The organism is Vreelandella indica, from assembly GCF_037070225.1.
Classification (GTDB): domain Bacteria; phylum Pseudomonadota; class Gammaproteobacteria; order Pseudomonadales; family Halomonadaceae; genus Vreelandella; species Vreelandella arctica.
This window is the reverse complement of sequence record NZ_JBANSO010000043.1, coordinates 1-17,586: the sequence shown is the minus strand read 5'-3', so window position 1 is coordinate 17,586 and position 17,586 is coordinate 1. Positions and strand designations below refer to the sequence as shown.

The following is a 17,586-nucleotide window of genomic DNA, read 5'->3' as shown; positions in this document are numbered from 1 at the left end:
TGGAATTAGCGAAGGAAACATGCACCAGCAGTAGGTGAAGCATCAACCAGATAATCCGATGAGATGCCGGTCTGTCTCACTCTCATGCAAAGGTAAGATCAACCATTTAATCCGCTTACCCGTTGTTTATTAACACTATATTGCTTACCTAACATAATAATCTAACTCCCTTCCACAGCCTTCAGATCAAATATGTGGCGCGACGAAAACTTTATTGTGAAGTGAGCCAGTCGATCTTACTAAGCCTGAAGGCGCCTCAGTCGTTAGGTAATAAGTTTATTTTATATGAAATTTGTTAACTTCCATGTCTCAACATAAACATTTGAGATTCGCTAAAGTGTATATTTATTCGCTGACAATGCGAAGTTGGTTTTCTAAGTAAGGGCTAGCATTCGCCGGGAGCAGGTTTGTCGGAGTTAAAAGGACCAAGAGGTTGTTTTCTACTTAATAACACAAGTGGGCGGTTGAGACGGTAGCTAACAGTGTGGTGACCCATAAGGTGACTAAGAAAATTTGTTATAGGGCATAGACACTATTATTTACTCTGGGGGTATTCCAGTTTGTATTGGAAAGGGGTTCTCAATACTTTCGTCTGCTTGGTGACGCCTTTGCTCTTGTGTCCATAATGTCTTGAGATAATTCACCACATCTCGTATCTCGCTGGGAGCCAAAACTTCCTGATACGCTGGCATCGTTAGCCTATCGGTTTTATTCCAGGGGTCGCGCCAACCCTCGGCAATAATTCGGTAGAGCATGGCATCAGAGTGTTTCCAGGTATGGCCCTCTGGCCCATGTGGTGGAGCAGGTAACTCGCCTAGAGCATTTTGCTCTTCCCAGTTGGGCATGCCTTCGCCTTGTGTACCGTGGCAACTAGCACAGTATTGTCGGTAAACTCTTTTTCCGTCTTCCAGCTGAGGAGTATCGCTTGAAAAAGGACGGTCCTCAGCCATGGCGTGCCCCACAACCATTAGCGTCAGCCATGAGGCAGTGAAAAAACAGTGCTTACGCATCGGGATAAGTCCAGGATTGGCCTTCGTCTTCACTGTGTAGAAGTTCCCCTTTCTGGTTTAAACCATAGAGAGTGTCTTTGGCGGAGAGTGTGAGTGCAACGAGCTCTGTGCCGTCACCAGCTACTTGTTGCCACTCTTGACCACCCGTTTCACTACGCCATAGTCCTTGCTGTGTAACCACATAGACTCGCTTTGGGTTGCCAAGGCTATAAGCCACATCATAGACGCTGCCAGCATCAAGTGCTCCGGTCGGTCTCCAACCGCAAAAGCAGTCCATCGATAGACGCACCGCATCGTCCGATACCCCGTAGAGCCAGCCGGTCTGCATGCTGCCTTCCATGTCAGAGTGGACGAGTCGGTTAATCTTTTGTGAAGGACCACTGTCCATTTTTTTCCAGGTGGTGCCAGCATCCTCGCTTTGGTAGATGCCGTCTTCTTCAATTACCGCATAAAGTGTTTCGTTCTGACGGCGATGTACAGCTAGCGCAGTAACCTCTCGGCTAGGTAGGTTAGCGCTAAGCTCTTGCCAGGTTTCTCCATTGTCGGTGCTACGCTGCACCCCGATTGAGGGGCCTGCGATATAGAGCGCTTGCGGATCAGTGGAGGGGACCGATACCGCGCGCAACTGGCCTTCATTCACGTCTTCGGGCAAGGGAATCGCATTCCAGGTCATGCCTTCATCGGCACGCTGGAATAGTTGGTTAGCCTCAATTTTAAACAGTCGTTTGCCTGTTACGTCATATTGCAGTGCAAGCAACCCTTCTTCAGTTGCCAAGGCCGTAATGGCGCTGCCAAAGCTGACTGCGGCCAAGCCTGTCAGTAAGAAGACACGTAAAAAACGACTCACGATCATGTGCATTTCAATATTTCCTTAAATAACGATTAGCCGATAACACCTAGGGCAGGGAAAGTACGCAATAACCAATATGACAGCTCGGATAGTTTGCCTGTGATCATTAAGCTACCCATCAGAATCATGATCAACCCAGCCGCTATATGTATGAAATGCCCCCAGCGACGCAGGAATTTCTGGTGCTTTATGAAGCGATCAAGTGAAAGGGCACTCAGCATGAAGGGCACGCCCAGACCCAAAGAATAAACGCCGAGCAACGCCATCCCGCTCCAGGCGTTGGCCGTGGAGGCGCTGACGGTAAGAATGGCACCCAGAATTGGGCCAATGCAGGGGGTCCAGCCAAATGCAAACGCTAAACCAAGTAAGTAAGCTGCACTGCGGGTTCCACCGACGTCCTTCAGTCGACCCATAAACCGCCATTCTTGATGAAACCAGCGCCATGGCATGAGCCCGGTCATGAAGGCGCCAAACAGGATGACGATAAGGCCACCGACTAGGTTTGCTTCTTGGCGATACACCAGCAGCAGACGACCAATGGCAGTGGAGCTGGCTCCCAGCAACAAAAAAACGGTTGAAAAACCGAGCACGAACCATACCGACTGGGTTAACACCCTCAGACGTTCTCGTCTATCCGCTTCCTGTAATTGTCCGAGCGAGCGGCCGGTCATGAAAGAAAGATAGCCAGGCACAAGTGGCAAAACACAGGGCGAAATGAACGAGATCAGGCCTGCCAGAAAGGCAGTGACCAGTCCTATATTGGCTACTTCAAGCATTACCCTTTACCCATGGCTAGGCTTGGAATTTAGATGAGGACTGCTTGATTGACTCGCTTTGATCGACTAGTTGGCGAGTGGTAGGCGCTGTTCCGGCATTCACTTCTGAAGCGTCTTCTACCCGAGCCTGAACATTGGTAGCGTCGCTTTGCTCGGTCGCTTCACCTTTTTTGTCTTTGCACTTCATCATGCATAGGCCTAATCCGCACATAATGAGACATGGCAATAGGCTCAATAGAATAGGCGCAATGCCTAGCAAAACCAGATTATCCCAGCCAAAAGCAAGGCCGCCAGCCACTGCCACGCTACCCAGCAACATCAGGCCGCGTGACCCTGTCAAAAAGCCATTTAGCCCCGATTTTTGTTTGCCCTGTTGGGTTTTGTCGTCACAACAACTCATGGTGCTACCTCATTATCTGGTTGCAATCATTTCGGCAAGAAAGTCGATCATGTCTTGAGTATTCCACTCGGCTTCCCCCACGAGGCGCCCAATTTCTTTGCCTTGGCGGTCAAGTAGAAGCGTCGTGGGAATACCTACGGCCCCAAGATCTGCGCTAGCCATTCCGGTTTTATCTATATAGGGAGCCAGATGTTCAATGCCTATCTCTTGATAGAATTCATTAACAATCTCGACCCCCTTACGGTCGATCGATAAGGCGACCACCTCAAAATCATCGCTGCCAAGCTCATCTTGCAGGGCATCTAAAGTGGGCATTTCCTCTCGGCAAGGCCCGCACCATGTTGCCCAGATGTTGAGTAGAATCAGCTTTCCTTCAAAGTCAGCCAACGTGAAAGGGGTACCGTCGCTATCCTCGAAGCTGATTTGTGCCACATCGTTGGGGGTAGCCCAGAGAAGAAACCCCTGTGGCCCTGAACTTTCTGACGGGGCGGCCATGGCAAGGGATGTGGCAGTCATCAGAAATACAGCTACGAAATGTCCTGTCAGGATGGGGTGTTTCATCGCCGCACTATCCTTTAGTGAGTCGCGTAAATGTCGGGGCTCTCAGTCGATTGCGAGGCGATGGCATAGACTTCCAACGGGCCACGCTTTTCTCCCGACATGCCCGGTGAGCCAAGCGGCATTCCCGGCACACTCAGCCCTATGATAGAGGGCTTTTCATCAAGCACTTGGGTCACGCTCTCAACAGGCACATGCCCTTCGAAGAGATAGTCTCCTACGACCGTGGTATGGCAGCCATGCAGTTCTTCAGGGATGTTATACTCGGCTTTCATTTTAACGAGATCATGGGTGTCGATCGTCTCCACGTCGAAGCCGTTTTGTTCCAAATACTTGGCATATTCGGCACAACATCCGCAATTGGGATTTTTGTAGAGAGTCGCTGATATATCAGCCGCCAATCCCGATATGGGAAAAGCCAGCAAAGACGTAACGGCAAGCGCTTTCCAATGTTTCATATGTTGTGTGTCCGGTTAGATATCAGATAGGAAGGTCCAAGCGACGCTACCCGCATGATGAAAAGGTTGCTTGCGTACAAGCAACCTATCCGAGCCGCTTTAAGCGTCGTCGTTCTCATGCTGCATGTTTTCCATCATGGCGTTACATTTTTCCATCATGGACTTCATATCGCCCATCATGTCGTGCATACCCCCTGCTTGCATCATATTGCTATGCATGGCGTTGCCCTCCATCGGCTTCTGTTGATTCTCTTCTTGGGCAAAAAGCGAGCTAGCTCCGAAGCTGCTGGCAGCAACAATGGCAGTAAACAGGATCGCAGTATTACGTTTACGCATGACACTCTCCTCTGTATGTGAGTCACTCTGCCAAACGCGCTAGTGGTAGGACTTGATTACGGTTTTTTATCCTGTGGCAGGAGTGCTTTTTTAAGATATCCTTAAAGCAGACTTTAAGGTCAAGGCCTCATTTTAAATTTCGTTATACAACCTAAATGTTTGTCATGAGCGCTCAGCTGAAGACTTGACCTTTGGGCAGCCTAACGGTTGTAAGCTGGCTACGAATAAACGAATGAGGATAAGCCAATGCGAGTCTCAGAGCTGGCTCAGACGGGAGGGGTAACGGCAGAAACGGTACGCCACTATACAAGGGAAGGGTTATTGCAACCGCACCGCGACCCGCGCAACGGTTATCAACTCTACGATGCAGAGTCCTTGGGGCGCCTACGTTTTATCGATTGCCTGCGTTCGCTGGGTGTTAGTCTTCCAGAGATCAAGCAAATATTATCTTGGGCGGATCAAGGCACTGCAGAGTTTATTGAACCAGTACCACTCGCCACTCAAAGGGGACGTCTTTACTTGCGGGCTCAAGAGTTCCAGGTGATAGCGCGCTGGATAGATAATATGAATCAAGACAAGATGACTGAAAGTTTCAGCCTGAAGGAGCTCATCGAATCGCTTGGGACAGGTAAATTAGTTTTCGAGGCTAATGATTCGCGAAGTGATCATTAGTGATGCGGCGAAGTCATGGCACTGTGCGTATCCTCCATCCCTATCATGGACTGCAGATGCCAGAGTTGCCAGACAGCAAACGTAATAATCAGCAGTGCTGCCAGCGTACGAGTCGCGGGGCTACGTATCCATATTGAGACACGGCGCGCTGCCACTCCGGTCGCTAGGACGGCAGGCAAGGTGCCGAGCCCAAAGGCCCCCATCATCGCGGCGGCACGCAATGGCTCGGCTACAGCAAGACTCCAGGCCAGCATCGAATAGATTAGCCCACAGGGCATCCAGCCCCATAGCGAGCCAAGTGCGAATGCTTGGGGTACTTTTACAACAGGCATCAAGCGACGGCCTATTGGTTCGATGCGGCGCCACAGGACGCGCCCCAGTGCCTCGATACGTAGCAAGCCCTTCCACCAGTTGGCGATATACAGTGCCATTAGTATCAACATGACCGCCGCCAGGATACGCAACACCAGGGCGAAGCTGTCCAGTGCATGGTTGAGCACGGAACCGAGCAGGGCCACCAAGGCACCAGCGATCATGTAGCTGCTGATACGACCTAAATTATAGCCGAGCAACAGACCTGCTAAACGCCTCGGCTGTCGCATGCTGGGGGGCACAGCAAAGGTCAGGGCACTCATGATGCCGCCACACATGCCGATACAGTGCGCGCCTCCCAGCAAGCCGAAGACGAAGGCCGCCGCCAGCGGCGGCAGGCTCATGTCGGCGGGATTCATTTACGGGGCACCTTTGGAGCTACCCGCCGTATCACGGGAGGGGCTGATGGTGAAGGCCGCCGGAGGCGAACCGTACGGTGATACGATTTCGACCTGTTCGGGTGGATAGCAGAGTCCTTGGTCGGAACAGCCCTGAAAGGTCACCATGATGGCCAGCGGCCCGGTAACGGTGTCGCTCGCCTCTATGGGCGCACTCACCAACACCTGATCGTAGAAAACGTTAATGTTCCCTAAAGACGCGTGCGACATTGGCTCGCCAGGAGGCAAAGCCAACTCACCGAAATTGATATCTTGAGAGAGACTCTCAATCGCGAACTGATGCCGGTGAAGGTAGTAATTTTCGGCGGCGGTGAAGCCGATATAAACTCGATCATCGTCTCGCCAGGCGGTGGTTCGGAAGGCTTCTTTAGCCGGTAGAAAGTCACGTTGGGGCGAACGGTTAAAGGGGGAACTTTTGTCACCAACCTCAAACATCTCTTCACGTGCCGCTACCGGGGTGACTATAAAGAGTGCCACCGTTAGAAAAGCGAAGACTTGTTTCATGAGTTTAACGCCGCCTTTGGCTTATCCATTGGCTGACCTCTGGACCAAGCGACCAGAGCAAAGCCCGCGACGATCATTGGTAGTGTCAGTAGCTGCCCCATGGTTAACCAGCCAAAAGCGATGAATCCCAACTGAGGGTCGGGGAGGCGCACGAACTCTACGATGAAACGGAAGGCTCCATACAGAAGCAGGAACAGCCCAGAGATGAGGCCCCGCTGACGTGGTCGGCGCGATAGCCACCACAGCACGGCAAACAACACGACACCTTCAAGGGCAAACTCGTAGAGAGCCGAAGGATGCCGTGGCTCTGGGCCCAGCTCCATCATGGATGGAAACACCATTGCCCAAGGTACATCACTAACTCTCCCCGGTAACTCGTGATTGATGAAGTTCCCGAGGCGACCCGCTCCCAGGCCGATGGGGACTAACGGAGCAATGAAGTCGGTCAGTTGAATAAAAGCCAGTTGATGTTTGCGAGCAAACAGCCAGGCAGCCACTAACACACCGGCAAGACCGCCATGAAAGCTCATGCCTCCTTCCCAGATTTTTAGTAACCAAAGGGGGTTGGCTTGCAGTTGTTCGAGCCCGTAAAACAATGCATAGCCAAGGCGGCCGCCAACGATGATGCCGATGGCGGCGTAGAAGATCAGGTCGCCTATATCATCGTGGCTTAGGCCGAGTCGGTAGGCGCGACGCCGACCCAACCACCAAGCTGCCACTAGCCCGATTACATACATTAAGCCATACCAGTGAATCTGAAGAGGGCCTATGGCGATGGCGATCGGGTCGATTTGAGGGTATTGCAGCATATATCTTCCTTAATCAATCGTTACTGTTGGAGTCATCAACAAAAATTATTGCGTCTTAAGAGCCGTTTTATCGTTTCCACTTCTCGACTTCCTGGATGACTCGTTCAACATCTTCAGAAGTTATGTAACCTGTATGTTTGTAACGAATAGTGCCCTCGGTATCGACCAGATAGCTTTCGGGTGCGCCATAAACACCTAGCTCAAAACCTAGGTTACCCTCTGGATCAAAAATATTGACTTCAAAAGGATTCCCAAACTCGTCAAGAAACTCGAGTCCCTTTGCCTGGGTATCCTTGTAGTTGATGCCAACCAAGCGAACGCCTCGCGCGGCTAAGTCCAATAACTGCGGCATTTCATGCTTGCAAGTGGGGCACCACTCTCCCCAAACATTGACCAATGTCACCTTATCTTTAAAAAGAGATTCATCAACGACCCTTGAGGGGTCTTCCAGCGTCGTCAGGTTGAAGGCCGGAAACGGCTGAGCTAACAAGGGGGAATCTCTGGCGCTAGGATCCATTGATAAGCCCTGATAAAAGAAAAAGCTCAAACCAAAAAAGCCCAATAGGGGTAAAAATAGCAATGTCCGAGATTTCACGTATACGTCTCACAGGTAGTAGCGGGTAAGTGCCTGCTGAGCATTGTTAGTGCTTACGGAAGTTGATTTGGAGCACTAGGTTGCATCGGTCATGGCTTTCGAGCCCATAGGCGTTTCGCCAGCAGCGGCAGCAATGTGATGCCACTGATGAGGACCAGCGCGATCATGAGACCACGGGAGTCGGCGGTAATTAGCACTTCGCCGAACTTGACGATCAGATACGCCGTGGGGATTACGCCGGCCAATGTGGCGATCAAAAAGCGCCAGAAGGACAGGGGCGTAATACCTGCCGCATAGCTGATGGCATCAAACGAAATGAAGGGCACCAATCGGGATGCAAAAACGATGAGCATCAAGCCGGTTTGAGAGCGCTCCTTTCCCAGCCAATTGAGGATAGGCCGTGTACGGGGCCAGCGTTGCATCACTTCATAGCCGAGAAAACGAGCAATGCAGAAAGCGAGCAGAGCACCGGCTTCGGCACCGATAACGACATAGGCCGTCCCCCAAGCTGGGCCGTAAAGCGCACCAGCCACCATCGCAATCGGACCACTGGGGATCGGGCTCATGACAATGGCAGCCATCATCATAAAGATGATGGCCAATGGCCCCCAGACGCCCAGCCTATCAACCCACTCACGCAAGGCCTGCTTGTCGGTCAAGACCGACAAGGCGCCGGTTTCCATCAGGATCCAATAGAGGGCCGCCAAGCCCATCAATAGAGTGAGCCCCAAAAAGAGCGTTTGCTTTACGCTAAGCTTGGTTGCCATGTTCATCTCAGTGGTGGGAGTGGGGAGACACGTCATCTCAGCCCTGTACCGTTATGGTGTATCATTCAACACCTAAGATTTCGCGAAGCTGGTCGGTCGACACTGCACCACTGATACGCTGCACTTTCCCGGCTTCATCACGGTAGTAGCTGGTCGGCGTCCCCGTAGCGCCGGCCTCACGCATGATCTGGGCATGCTTTCTGAGAAGCGCTTGGCTCTCCTCCGACGGCTCCACCGGCCTTATGCCGCCATTGCGAAATTCCAATTCATGAGTTTCGAGAGCGCTAACCGGATCGTGGAATTCAAGGATTGCAGCAGCTTTGCGAAGGCTGTCCTCTGATAGCACACCAACCAGCACGTGGCGAAGCTGTAGCACGCCTTGCTCGATTAGCGGACGTGAATTCTTCCAGAGTGCGTTGCAGTAAGGGCAGTTGGGGTCTGTTAGTGTGTACACAACATGTGATGCATCATCATTCCCCTCCGAGATAAAACGTGTGTTTTCAAACGCACTCCAGGTAGCTTCCCGCATGGGTTCCAGCACCAGAGCCTGAAGCTGGCTTTCCATGACGGCATTACCCTGAGGGTCGATTAACGTACCAATGACGGCATAGTCGGAAGAGAAGGAGATATAAGCCGCCATAGGCTCATTATCGTAAGACAAGGCATAGCCTTGGAGATCGTCAGGCGCTTCGAAGGTGCCATGGAATGTGAACCCTTGATCCACCAATACGGTAATCGTCTCGGGCAAGGGAGGCCCAGTGTCGATGACGCTGCTGGCCTGATAACTCTCATTGGCATCGGTTCCTGCTTCCTGCGCCAACGCAGGCAACGCAATAAGACCTAACAGACCTGCAGCAGCTAGGTAATAAGTGAAATGTAGGATATGCCTCATGGATGCTCTCTTTATCAATTACTGTTTTTTACAAGGGATTAGGTCGATCACATTTACTTGCTGGTTTTAGTGCTTCTTATTAAAAAACAAGTACTTGATAAGCGCAGCAACACCAAGCCCCAGTGCAATAATCAACAAGATAGCTATTAGGCCCATCCCCGCCATACCCCACATGCAGCTTTCACTTCCCATCATTTTGAATTCCTCTTTAACACTACGGTGTTTGGTTTAGGCGCGATGAACAGCATCGTTTGGACGTGGTGTGGCATTGCCGGTATCTGGCGTGAAACGGCGTAGCCGCAACGAGTTAGTCAGCACAAAGACACTGGAAACGCTCATGGCCGCCGCCGCCAGCATGGGGCTGAGCAATACGCCGATGAACGGATAGAGCATGCCCGCCGCCACGGGGATTAGCGCTACGTTGTAGCCATAGGCCCAGACGAAATTGCTGATAATGGTCCGGTGGGTACGCTTGGAGAGCGCCGTGGCATTGACGATGCCTCGCAAATCGCCACTCATCAGCACCACATCGCCGGACTCGATGGCGATATCGGTGCCAGTACCGATCGCAATGCCCACGTCGGCCTGGGCCAAAGCGGGTGCATCGTTGATCCCGTCCCCCACAAAAGCGACACGCTTGCCCTCCGCCTGGAGACGCCGGATCTCTGCCGCTTTCTGGTCGGGCAGCACCTCAGCGAGAACCTGCTGGATGCCAACCTGTCGGGCGATAGCATCGGCAGTGGCACGGTTATCGCCGGTGAGCATGGCCACCTCCAACCCTTGCGCTTTGAGTGCTGTGATAGCCTCGGCAGAGCCCTCCTTGAGGGGATCCGCCACCGCGATGACTGCAGCAAGCTGACCGTCTACCGCGGCATAGAGCGGGCTCTTGGCGTTCTCGGCAAACACCTTGGCGCGTGTTTCTGCCTGGCCGAGCTCGATTTCCAGCCGATGCATGTAACGATCAGCTCCCACATGTACCAAGTGGCCGTCGACCTCGGCTTCAATGCCGTAGCCAGGCTCGGCACTAAAGCGACTGACCGAGGGTAATTCCAGCCCACGGGCCTTGGCGCCCTGTACAATAGCTTCGGCGATGGGGTGCTCGCTTTGAGCTTCCACTGCCGCGACCAGTCGCAGCACGTCGTTTTCATGACCGTTAATTGCTTCGAAGTCGGTCAGTTCGGGGCGCCCCTGGGTCAAAGTGCCGGTCTTGTCCAGCACCACCGTATTCATCTTGGCCAGCGTCTCAAGCGCCGCCCCTTTGCGAAATAGCACTCCCATCTCGGCCCCTTTCCCGGTACTGACCATGATGGCCGTTGGGGTAGCCAGGCCCATCGCACAGGGGCAGGCAATTAGCAGTACACTAACGGTAGTGACGAAGGCAAAGGACAAAGACGGCGACGGTCCGAAAGCGAACCAGAGTGCAAAGGTAATCGCGGCGATAGCGATGACCACGGGTACAAACACACCGGCAACCTTGTCGGCTAATTGCTGAATTGGGGGCTTCTCCGCCTGGGCCGTTTCCACCATCTTGACGATCTGCGACAGCACGGTGTCGGCACCGACTCGCGTGGCCCGGAAGGTAAGTGCACCGTTCTTGTTGATGGTGCCACCGACGACTTCGGAATCCCTCTGTTTGACGACCGGCACTGGCTCACCGCTGATCATCGACTCATCAACGTAGGAGTGACCCTCCTCAACAATGCCATCGACTGGAACACGCTCCCCTGGGCGAACCAAAATACGATCGCCCGTGACGACGGCGTCGATAGGCAGCTCGACGGTTTCATCCTCACGGATGACGCGGGCAGTTTTCGCCTGTAATTGCAGAAGCTTCTTGATAGCTTCGGAGGTGCGGCCCTTGGCAATGTGTTCAAAATAGCGACCGAGCAGAATTAACGTCACGATCACCGCCGCCGCTTCGAAATAGCTCACGGCGGTTCCGACGGGAAAGAGTCCGGGCACCAGCAGGGCGGCGACCGAATAGAAATAGGCAGCGCTCGATCCGATCATAACGAGGCTGTTCATGCCCGGATTAAAATGCCGGAGTTCGGCGAAGCCGACGCGATAGAAGCGTGCACCAGCATAGAACTGCACCGGTGTGGCCAATAACCACTCGACGCCCATCCAGCCGCGATGCGGCATTAGACTCGTTAACAGCGCGTCAAAAGTGGGAATCATTTTCCCCATGGCGATGATGACTACCGGAATCGTAAATATTGCCGCGAGCACGACTCGACGGCGAAGCTCGGCTCTTTCCCGATCCTCGCTGTCCGTTGGTGGCGGCGTATCGGTATCCTGCGGTTCATAGCCTGCTTCGCGGATGGCATGCTGAATACGCGTTAACGAAACGGCTCCTGGCAGGAAACGAACGAAGGCCTTCTGGGTAGCAAGGTTAACACTCACTTCCACCATGCCGGGCAGCTTCGTTAGCGTTCGCTCTATCCGAGAGACACAAGATCCGCAACTCATGCCGGTAACAGGAATCTCGATACTTTCCACTACCGGTTGATAGCCCGCTGTTTCAATGGCGTCGAGTAGGCTAGTGGTCGTGGTAACTGCTTCGACCTGGATAGCCGCCTTCTGGGTGGCGAGGTTCACTTGAGCGTTGATCACGCCTGGCTGCTGGCTGAGTGCACGTTCCACACGTCCAACACAGGAAGCACAGGACATACCACGAATCTCGATATCGACGTTTTGCGCCATAATGAAGATCTCCTGTTATTTATTGACGACCCGATATGCGAGCTTGATTCCCCATGTTCGCTGTCGAGAAAGTGCTGATCATTCAGCCTGCTCAGCGATAGCTTCAACAATCGGGCAGCCTTCCTGCATAGGCCCTTCGCCTGCACACTCGCTCAGTGTTTTCGATAATACGGCTTCAATCCGCGTGAGGTGTTTGATCTGCTCGCGCACCTTGTGCAGCTTCTCCCCGGCGATGCGTTTAGCTTGCGCCCGGTCGCCATTAGCATCCTGAAGCATTAGCAGCTCCCGAATCTCTTGCAGCGTGAAGCCCCACTGCTTGGCATGGACGATAAACTGCAACCGATCCACAGCTTCCAGTGGGTAACGCCGATAGTTGGCATCGGTCCTCCTCGGAGGAGGCATAAGTTTCTCTTTTTCGTAGAATCGAATCGCCTGGCTAGCGACCCCGCTTCGTTCGGCAAGCTCGCCGATACTTAGTGTTTGCATAGCGTTACCTCACGACATTATTAATCTAAGCTTCTGGCAGCCTGACTCAACGAATCTACCGGTCGGGGCTCCTATTGCTCCGGTTGGCGCACGACCCTAAGGTAGGGCGTCTTGGTGTTCCAGCCTTCGGGAAAGTGTTGCCTAGCGTCATCATTCGATAGCGATGGCGAGATGATGACATCGTCACCGTTTTGCCAGTCAACGGGGGTGGCCACTTTGTGCTTGTCAGTTAGCTGAAGCGAATCGAGAACCCGCAGTATCTCGTCGACATTACGTCCTGTGCTGGGTGGATACGTCAAAGTGAGACGAATTTTCTTGTCAGAATCGATGATGAAGACCGTACGCACCGTCAGTTTGGGGTCGGCTTTGGGATGGATCATTCCATAAAGCTTCGCTACCACCTGATCTTCGTCAGCCAGCAAGGGGTAGTTCAGGGCCGTGCCCTGAGTCTGTTCAATATCCCCCGCCCAGTCGTGGTGAGAGCTGAGGGGATCCACCGAAACCCCAACCAGTTTGGCACCCCGCTGGGTGAATTCGTTCTTTCGCTTGGCAAACGCGCCCAGTTCTGTGGTGCATACTGGCGTAAAATCAGCGGGGTGCGAGAACAGCACCGCCCAGCTGTCGTCAAGCCATTGGTGAAAGTTGACCGTGCCTTGCGTGGATTCGATCGTGAAGTTTGGTGCTGTCTCGCCCAGTTGTAGCGCCATGGAAATGTCCTCATGTCATTCATTGAGTAGCCACCATAACTTTGAAGTCAACTTTAAGGTCAAGCTTGATGTGTAATATTTGCAATTCGATAGGAGACAAATAATTTGTCAATAAAGGTTGACCTTAAAGCAGCTGTAAGCCTTAAAATTCTTACGGCGCTAAAATGGATATGATAGGAGGTAGCACCATGGGATTGGTATCAATACCCTTGTTGGCCGTCTCCATAACTTAAGTTGCGATAACACATTGGAATCTCTCTCTTCCATCGGCTTGGTCGGCGCCTTTATCGGCGGATTGGTCTCCTTCTTCTCGCCCTGCACGCTGCCCCTGTTACCGGCCTACCTGTCGGTGGTCACAGGCGGTAGTGCCGGTAAAGCCGACAGGCGGTTAGAGGCATTGACCCTCAGTGCCTTCTTCGTCTTCGGCTTCAGCATCGTGTTCATCCTACTCGGGCTCGGCGCCAGTAGTATCGGGCAACTGATGCGAGGGTATCGCCAAGAATTCAACTGGGTTGCCGGCTCGGCGGTGATCGTGCTGGGCCTCTTCATGACCGGCGTGTTCCGATTGCCGCTTTTCCAGCGTACCTTTCAGTTCACCCCCAATGTCCAGGGTGGCTCTCCGCTTTCGGCTACTGTGTTCGGGGTATCTTTTGCCATCGGCTGGACGCCCTGTATCGGCCCCATCCTGGGCGCCATCTTGATGGCCACGTCCAATGCTGCTAGTGCCCAGGCTGGAATGATATATCTCAGTGCCTACTCGGCTGGCCTAGCGCTACCTTTTCTTGCCAGCACTTTACTGATTAACCGATTCGCTCTGCATCGGCAAAGCCTAGGAAGGTGGAGCGCCTATGCTCGCCCCGTGGCGGGCACGGTTGTGATCCTGATGGGCATCGCCATCGTCTCGGGTACCATGACGCGGCTTTCCAGTATCATGGTCGACCTTTTTCCCTCCCTGGCGACCCTGGGGTAGCCAGGCCGTCAGAGAAGTAGAGATTACTTTTCATACTGACTCCTTAAGAAGCTTATTAGGCTGAGCTAGTCTCCTAAAAGGAGATTATTTTTATAATGCTTAGAACTTAATTTCTTTCACTGTTAATTTAGTTCTTTCACCTAATTAATTTTAATTAGGATCTCGTGGCGAGGTAACTTACAAGCGCAGCGAACGTTTCAGTGTTTTTTTGACAAAAAATTTATTATAGTAGGCCTTCCTGAATCCTAGCTGAATAATAAAAATTACGGCAAGTAACGCACAGCTACCTGGTTTATTTTTATATTTTTTGATTAGTTACCAGGTTCCCTTTCCTTGATTTATCTTTTAGGTTGTTCTAGCTTTATTATGCCAAGCAAGAACTATGGTAAATAAAATTTGATTTAATAAATGGAGAACCGAGATGGACTTCAAAAAATACGAAAACTGCATTGAAGCTTGTCACATATGCGCTGCTTATTGCGACAAGTGTGCAACTGAGTGTCTAAAAGAAGACAACGTAAAAATGATGGCGGAATGTATTCGCCTTAACATGCAATGTGCTCAAATTTGTCGGTTAGCCGCCTCATTTATGGCACAAGAAAGTGAGTTTGCACACGAGATCTGCCGTCTATGTGCCGACATTTGTAAGAAATGTGGTGATGAGTGTGCAAAACATGATGCACCTCACTGCCAAGAGTGTGCTCAAGCTTGTCATCGCTGCGCTGAAGAATGTGCCGCAATGGCCAGCTAAGCTTCAAGCCAGCCGGGGCGAGCGCTTCGGCTGGGCGTCATTTTCTAGGGGGTTATATACATTAACTGAGGCTTTCAAATGTTGGTGTTTGCTTTTTTTAATATCTAAAAGGGGCTCGCTTGCGAACCCCTTTTGAATTAGTTATAATTAATAATGTCGCTTAGTAAGCGACATGTAGTTCATAACTGTTATTGCTATTTTCCTTAGTGCCCCCCATTGAGCTACCTGTCACCTCAAGCTGATAATTGCCCGGTTGCAGCTGACGAACAAGTTCAAAGTGACCCCGTGGACTGGACGCTTCTGCTACTTGTTTTCCAGTTTTGTCATAAAGCACAGCTGAAATGCGGTTGCCAGTGCTGGTAAAACCTGGGAAGTGCTCACTCGCTACTTTCAGTGTAGTCGCTTGTTCAATATTAATATTGAAACGCTTAGGTTGCCCCTGGACAAGCATCTGTGTAGAAGATACGCCTCTTTCTAGTAAGGGAAGATTCTGTGTTGTATTGCCTAAGCTCGCTAATACAGGTGTAGAGAGGATACTTGCTACTACTGCACTAAAAACAATTGCTTTAATTTTCATGGTGGTTTACTCCGCTGGTTATTTATAATTTAATAATAACCTTAGAGTATGAGTTGAAGCTGAATTTAGTGGTTTATTAGCAAAAAAAAACGCCACCTTTCGGTGGCGCAAGTTATAGAGTGCTTAACGATTTAAAATATTAACCTGACGCCTGCCACCACGCCGGTATCTTCGGTATTATTCCCGCCAGCACGAGAAAGGTCAGCGGTATCGCCATACTCTTTTTCCCAATAAGCGCCCACGTAAGGCGCAAAGCGTCTGGTCACTTCGTAGCCCAGGCGCATGCCGACACGCACTGAGTTAAGGCCCTCACCCACACCAAACTCCTTAACTTCGCTGGCAGCTACGGCAATTTCGGTACGCGGCTGTAGGTAGAGCCGCTGAGTCAGGCGCAGATCGTACTCGCTTTCCAGGCTGGCGGAGATATCGCCTTCATCGCTTATCATCAAGTCGAGATCGGTCTCGAAGCGATAGGGGGCGAGCCCCAATAGGCTGATGACGCCGAAATAGCGTTCGGGATAGTTATTCGTAGCGATACCGCCCTGATAACCGATGCCGCCCTGAAGTTCCCAGAAGTCGGCAATCAAACGACTATAAAGCAGGTTGAGGGACTCGAATTCTGCATCTTCGCCATCGCCCTGGACGTTTTGGCCTTCGCCTTCCACGTATAGGCGATTGAAATCACTGCCATACCAGGCCTGGAAATCCCAGACCAAGGCATCCCCCCCCTTGTCGGGCGAAGCATATTCCAAGCGATCGACCCGTACCGTGGTCATCGGGTGCTCCACGACCGGTGACGGCCAGCCGGCCGGGGCGTCATAGCCGTCTTCGGCTTGAGCAGTCGTGGCGGCGGCCATGCCGAGGGCGGCGCTGGCGAGGGTTACGTAGTACTTGGTTTTCATACTGCCTCCTTAAGAAACCTGAACAACGCGGAACATGCCAGCATCCATGTGATAGAGAAGGTGGCAGTGGAACGCCCAACTGCCCTCGGCGTCTGCAGTGATCAGCGCAGACACGCGCTCGCCGGGCTTCACGTTCAAGGTGTGTTTGCGCGGAATCAATTCACCCTGGCCGTTTTCCAGCTCCATCCACATACCGTGGAGGTGGATAGGATGCTCCATCATGGTGTCGTTAATCAGAATTAGGCGCAGCCGCTCATCTTTCTCAAAATGAATAGGGCCGGTCACTTCGCTAAACTTCTTACCGTCGAACGACCACATATAACGCTCCATATTGCCGGTCAGGTGCAGCTCAAGCTCACGGCCTGGCTCACGGCGATCAGGCCATGGTGTGAACGCTTTGAGATCCCGGTAAACCAATACGCGTCGTTCGTCAGGATCAATGCCGATTCCCGCCTGGTTATAGCGAGAGCCCGGCTGAGCTTCACCGGCGAGAAGCAAACCATTTGCGCCTATTTTGGCCTGCTCGGCTGCCATCCCCCCCATAGTAGAGTGATCCATGCCTTGCATGTTGGACATACCGGAGTGATCCATCCCAGCCATGCTGGAATGATCCATCCCCGACATGTTGGACATGCCAGAGTGATCCATCCCCGACATGTTGGACATGCCAGAGTGATCCATCCCCGCCATGTTGGAGTGATCCATACCGCCCATACCGTGGGCACCCATGGCTTCCATGCCGCGGTCGGCAATTTGGCGGCGCTTGGGAATCTCCGCCTGCATGCCTTCACGCGGGGCTAGCGTGGCGCGAGCGTAGCCACTCCGATCCATGGCTTCGGCGAAGATGGTATAGGCTCGATCATCTTCTGGTGAAACAAGCACATCGTACGTTTCCGCCACGCCAATACGGAACTCATCAACAGGCACGGGTTGCACTGGCTGGCCATCGGCGGCCACCACGGTCATCTTCAGGCCAGGTATACGGACATCGAAGTATGACATGGCCGAACCGTTAATCACGCGTAGCCGTACCCGCTCACCGGCCTTGAACAGCGCGTTCCAGTTTTCCTGGGGGGAGTGGCCGTTGAGCAGG

The 17,586-nt window shown here is 52.4% G+C and carries 23 protein-coding genes; 3 read left to right on the top strand and 20 right to left on the bottom strand.

The window, feature by feature from the left end; all coding sequences use genetic code 11:
- Positions 1-539: 539 nt before the first annotated feature.
- From V8L71_RS19605 to V8L71_RS19575, 7 genes are all read right to left on the bottom strand, one after another.
- Positions 540-950, bottom strand: a complete 411-nt coding sequence (locus V8L71_RS19605) for a c-type cytochrome (protein ID WP_231125686.1) — start codon at positions 948-950, stop codon at positions 540-542.
- 52 nt (positions 951-1,002) lie between these two features.
- Positions 1,003-1,869 carry a WD40/YVTN/BNR-like repeat-containing protein gene (locus tag V8L71_RS19600; RefSeq protein WP_008958473.1) on the bottom strand — a complete coding sequence of 289 codons (867 nt, stop codon included), beginning with the start codon at positions 1,867-1,869 and terminating at the stop codon, positions 1,003-1,005.
- A gap of 23 nt (positions 1,870-1,892) precedes the next feature.
- Positions 1,893-2,636: a cytochrome c biogenesis CcdA family protein gene (locus tag V8L71_RS19595; RefSeq protein WP_101146724.1), complete on the bottom strand. Its 744-nt coding sequence runs from the start codon at positions 2,634-2,636 to the stop codon at positions 1,893-1,895.
- A gap of 16 nt (positions 2,637-2,652) precedes the next feature.
- A complete protein-coding gene (locus V8L71_RS19590; protein ID WP_101146723.1) occupies positions 2,653-3,036 on the bottom strand; it encodes a hypothetical protein in 384 nt (127 codons plus the stop codon).
- 12 nt (positions 3,037-3,048) lie between these two features.
- A complete protein-coding gene (locus V8L71_RS19585; RefSeq protein WP_336270672.1) occupies positions 3,049-3,552 on the bottom strand; it encodes a TlpA family protein disulfide reductase in 504 nt (167 codons plus the stop codon).
- Positions 3,553-3,611: 59 nt separating this feature from the next.
- Complete coding sequence (locus tag V8L71_RS19580; RefSeq protein WP_101146721.1) at positions 3,612-4,052, bottom strand: DUF411 domain-containing protein; 441 nt, start codon at positions 4,050-4,052, stop codon at positions 3,612-3,614.
- Positions 4,053-4,151: 99 nt separating this feature from the next.
- Positions 4,152-4,388, bottom strand: a complete 237-nt coding sequence (locus V8L71_RS19575) for a hypothetical protein (RefSeq protein ID WP_062363006.1) — start codon at positions 4,386-4,388, stop codon at positions 4,152-4,154.
- A 246-nt stretch (positions 4,389-4,634) separates the two neighbouring features.
- On the opposite strand from V8L71_RS19575, the gene V8L71_RS19570 reads away from it, so the two are divergent.
- On the top strand, positions 4,635-5,060 hold the full coding sequence (locus tag V8L71_RS19570; protein WP_240718921.1) for a MerR family transcriptional regulator: 426 nt from the start codon (positions 4,635-4,637) through the stop codon (positions 5,058-5,060).
- Here the strand turns inward: V8L71_RS19570 and V8L71_RS19565 are convergent.
- The 10 genes from V8L71_RS19565 to V8L71_RS19520 all read right to left on the bottom strand — a co-directional run bounded on the left by V8L71_RS19565 (position 5,057) and on the right by V8L71_RS19520 (position 13,293).
- Positions 5,057-5,791: a sulfite exporter TauE/SafE family protein gene (locus V8L71_RS19565; RefSeq protein WP_240718922.1), complete on the bottom strand. Its 735-nt coding sequence runs from the start codon at positions 5,789-5,791 to the stop codon at positions 5,057-5,059. The genes V8L71_RS19570 and V8L71_RS19565 overlap by 4 nt on opposite strands.
- Positions 5,792-6,334 (bottom strand): protein-disulfide reductase DsbD N-terminal domain-containing protein, encoded by a 543-nt coding sequence (locus V8L71_RS19560; RefSeq protein ID WP_062362913.1) that lies wholly within the window; start codon positions 6,332-6,334, stop codon positions 5,792-5,794. It abuts the gene before it with no gap.
- Positions 6,331-7,143 carry a prolipoprotein diacylglyceryl transferase gene (lgt, locus tag V8L71_RS19555; RefSeq protein ID WP_133729722.1) on the bottom strand — a complete coding sequence of 271 codons (813 nt, stop codon included), beginning with the start codon at positions 7,141-7,143 and terminating at the stop codon, positions 6,331-6,333. Before lgt ends, V8L71_RS19560 begins: the two co-directional genes overlap by 4 nt.
- Before the next feature lie 67 nt (positions 7,144-7,210).
- On the bottom strand, positions 7,211-7,738 hold the full coding sequence (locus V8L71_RS19550) for a DsbE family thiol:disulfide interchange protein (protein ID WP_035586998.1): 528 nt from the start codon (positions 7,736-7,738) through the stop codon (positions 7,211-7,213).
- 89 nt (positions 7,739-7,827) lie between these two features.
- Positions 7,828-8,505 carry a TVP38/TMEM64 family protein gene (locus V8L71_RS19545; protein WP_336275201.1) on the bottom strand — a complete coding sequence of 226 codons (678 nt, stop codon included), beginning with the start codon at positions 8,503-8,505 and terminating at the stop codon, positions 7,828-7,830.
- Positions 8,506-8,566: 61 nt separating this feature from the next.
- Positions 8,567-9,397 carry a thiol:disulfide interchange protein DsbG gene (dsbG, locus tag V8L71_RS19540; protein WP_051052162.1) on the bottom strand — a complete coding sequence of 277 codons (831 nt, stop codon included), beginning with the start codon at positions 9,395-9,397 and terminating at the stop codon, positions 8,567-8,569.
- Between the two features lie 66 nt (positions 9,398-9,463).
- On the bottom strand, positions 9,464-9,592 hold the full coding sequence (locus tag V8L71_RS19535) for a hypothetical protein (protein WP_255319124.1): 129 nt from the start codon (positions 9,590-9,592) through the stop codon (positions 9,464-9,466).
- 33 nt (positions 9,593-9,625) lie between these two features.
- The gene (locus V8L71_RS19530; RefSeq protein ID WP_336275200.1) at positions 9,626-12,100 is read right to left on the bottom strand and encodes a heavy metal translocating P-type ATPase; all 2,475 of its coding nucleotides are present in this window, start codon (positions 12,098-12,100) and stop codon (positions 9,626-9,628) included.
- Between the two features lie 78 nt (positions 12,101-12,178).
- A complete protein-coding gene (locus V8L71_RS19525; RefSeq protein ID WP_058579630.1) occupies positions 12,179-12,586 on the bottom strand; it encodes a heavy metal-responsive transcriptional regulator in 408 nt (135 codons plus the stop codon).
- Positions 12,587-12,657: 71 nt separating this feature from the next.
- A complete protein-coding gene (locus tag V8L71_RS19520) occupies positions 12,658-13,293 on the bottom strand; it encodes a peroxiredoxin (protein ID WP_008958491.1) in 636 nt (211 codons plus the stop codon).
- A gap of 247 nt (positions 13,294-13,540) precedes the next feature.
- Between V8L71_RS19520 and V8L71_RS19515 the strand changes: the two genes are divergently transcribed.
- Entirely contained in the window at positions 13,541-14,263 is a 723-nt protein-coding gene (locus V8L71_RS19515; protein ID WP_022522193.1) for a cytochrome c biogenesis CcdA family protein, read from the top strand.
- A 421-nt stretch (positions 14,264-14,684) separates the two neighbouring features.
- Positions 14,685-15,014, top strand: a complete 330-nt coding sequence (locus tag V8L71_RS20705; RefSeq protein WP_240720591.1) for a four-helix bundle copper-binding protein — start codon at positions 14,685-14,687, stop codon at positions 15,012-15,014.
- Positions 15,015-15,174: 160 nt separating this feature from the next.
- On the opposite strand, the gene V8L71_RS19510 is transcribed toward V8L71_RS20705, so the two are convergent.
- From V8L71_RS19510 to V8L71_RS19500, 3 genes are all read right to left on the bottom strand, one after another.
- Positions 15,175-15,591: a hypothetical protein gene (locus tag V8L71_RS19510; RefSeq protein ID WP_336275199.1), complete on the bottom strand. Its 417-nt coding sequence runs from the start codon at positions 15,589-15,591 to the stop codon at positions 15,175-15,177.
- 131 nt (positions 15,592-15,722) lie between these two features.
- Entirely contained in the window at positions 15,723-16,493 is a 771-nt protein-coding gene (locus V8L71_RS19505) for a copper resistance protein B (protein ID WP_336275198.1), read from the bottom strand.
- Between the two features lie 9 nt (positions 16,494-16,502).
- Positions 16,503-17,586 (bottom strand): multicopper oxidase domain-containing protein (locus tag V8L71_RS19500; protein WP_176305133.1); only part of this gene is annotated, 1,084 nt, incomplete at its 5' end.

Coding starts and splice junctions, on each gene's coding strand:
- V8L71_RS19580 (WP_101146721.1), bottom strand. CDS start 4,052: ATGAAACATTGGAAAGCGCTTGCCGTTACGTCTTTGCTGGCTTTTCCC.
- dsbG (WP_051052162.1), bottom strand. CDS start 9,397: ATGAGGCATATCCTACATTTCACTTATTACCTAGCTGCTGCAGGTCTG.
- V8L71_RS19565 (WP_240718922.1), bottom strand. CDS start 5,791: ATGAATCCCGCCGACATGAGCCTGCCGCCGCTGGCGGCGGCCTTCGTC.
- V8L71_RS19585 (WP_336270672.1), bottom strand. CDS start 3,552: ATGACTGCCACATCCCTTGCCATGGCCGCCCCGTCAGAAAGTTCAGGG.
- V8L71_RS19510 (WP_336275199.1), bottom strand. CDS start 15,591: ATGAAAATTAAAGCAATTGTTTTTAGTGCAGTAGTAGCAAGTATCCTC.
- V8L71_RS19570 (WP_240718921.1), top strand. CDS start 4,635: ATGCGAGTCTCAGAGCTGGCTCAGACGGGAGGGGTAACGGCAGAAACG.
- V8L71_RS19595 (WP_101146724.1), bottom strand. CDS start 2,636: ATGCTTGAAGTAGCCAATATAGGACTGGTCACTGCCTTTCTGGCAGGC.
- V8L71_RS19545 (WP_336275201.1), bottom strand. CDS start 8,505: ATGGCAACCAAGCTTAGCGTAAAGCAAACGCTCTTTTTGGGGCTCACT.
- V8L71_RS19505 (WP_336275198.1), bottom strand. CDS start 16,493: ATGAAAACCAAGTACTACGTAACCCTCGCCAGCGCCGCCCTCGGCATG.
- V8L71_RS19535 (WP_255319124.1), bottom strand. CDS start 9,592: ATGATGGGAAGTGAAAGCTGCATGTGGGGTATGGCGGGGATGGGCCTA.
- V8L71_RS19575 (WP_062363006.1), bottom strand. CDS start 4,388: ATGCGTAAACGTAATACTGCGATCCTGTTTACTGCCATTGTTGCTGCC.
- V8L71_RS20705 (WP_240720591.1), top strand. CDS start 14,685: ATGGACTTCAAAAAATACGAAAACTGCATTGAAGCTTGTCACATATGC.
- V8L71_RS19560 (WP_062362913.1), bottom strand. CDS start 6,334: ATGAAACAAGTCTTCGCTTTTCTAACGGTGGCACTCTTTATAGTCACC.
- V8L71_RS19590 (WP_101146723.1), bottom strand. CDS start 3,036: ATGAGTTGTTGTGACGACAAAACCCAACAGGGCAAACAAAAATCGGGG.
- V8L71_RS19530 (WP_336275200.1), bottom strand. CDS start 12,100: ATGGCGCAAAACGTCGATATCGAGATTCGTGGTATGTCCTGTGCTTCC.
- lgt (WP_133729722.1), bottom strand. CDS start 7,143: ATGCTGCAATACCCTCAAATCGACCCGATCGCCATCGCCATAGGCCCT.
- V8L71_RS19525 (WP_058579630.1), bottom strand. CDS start 12,586: ATGCAAACACTAAGTATCGGCGAGCTTGCCGAACGAAGCGGGGTCGCT.
- V8L71_RS19600 (WP_008958473.1), bottom strand. CDS start 1,869: ATGCACATGATCGTGAGTCGTTTTTTACGTGTCTTCTTACTGACAGGC.
- V8L71_RS19605 (WP_231125686.1), bottom strand. CDS start 950: ATGGCTGAGGACCGTCCTTTTTCAAGCGATACTCCTCAGCTGGAAGAC.
- V8L71_RS19520 (WP_008958491.1), bottom strand. CDS start 13,293: ATGGCGCTACAACTGGGCGAGACAGCACCAAACTTCACGATCGAATCC.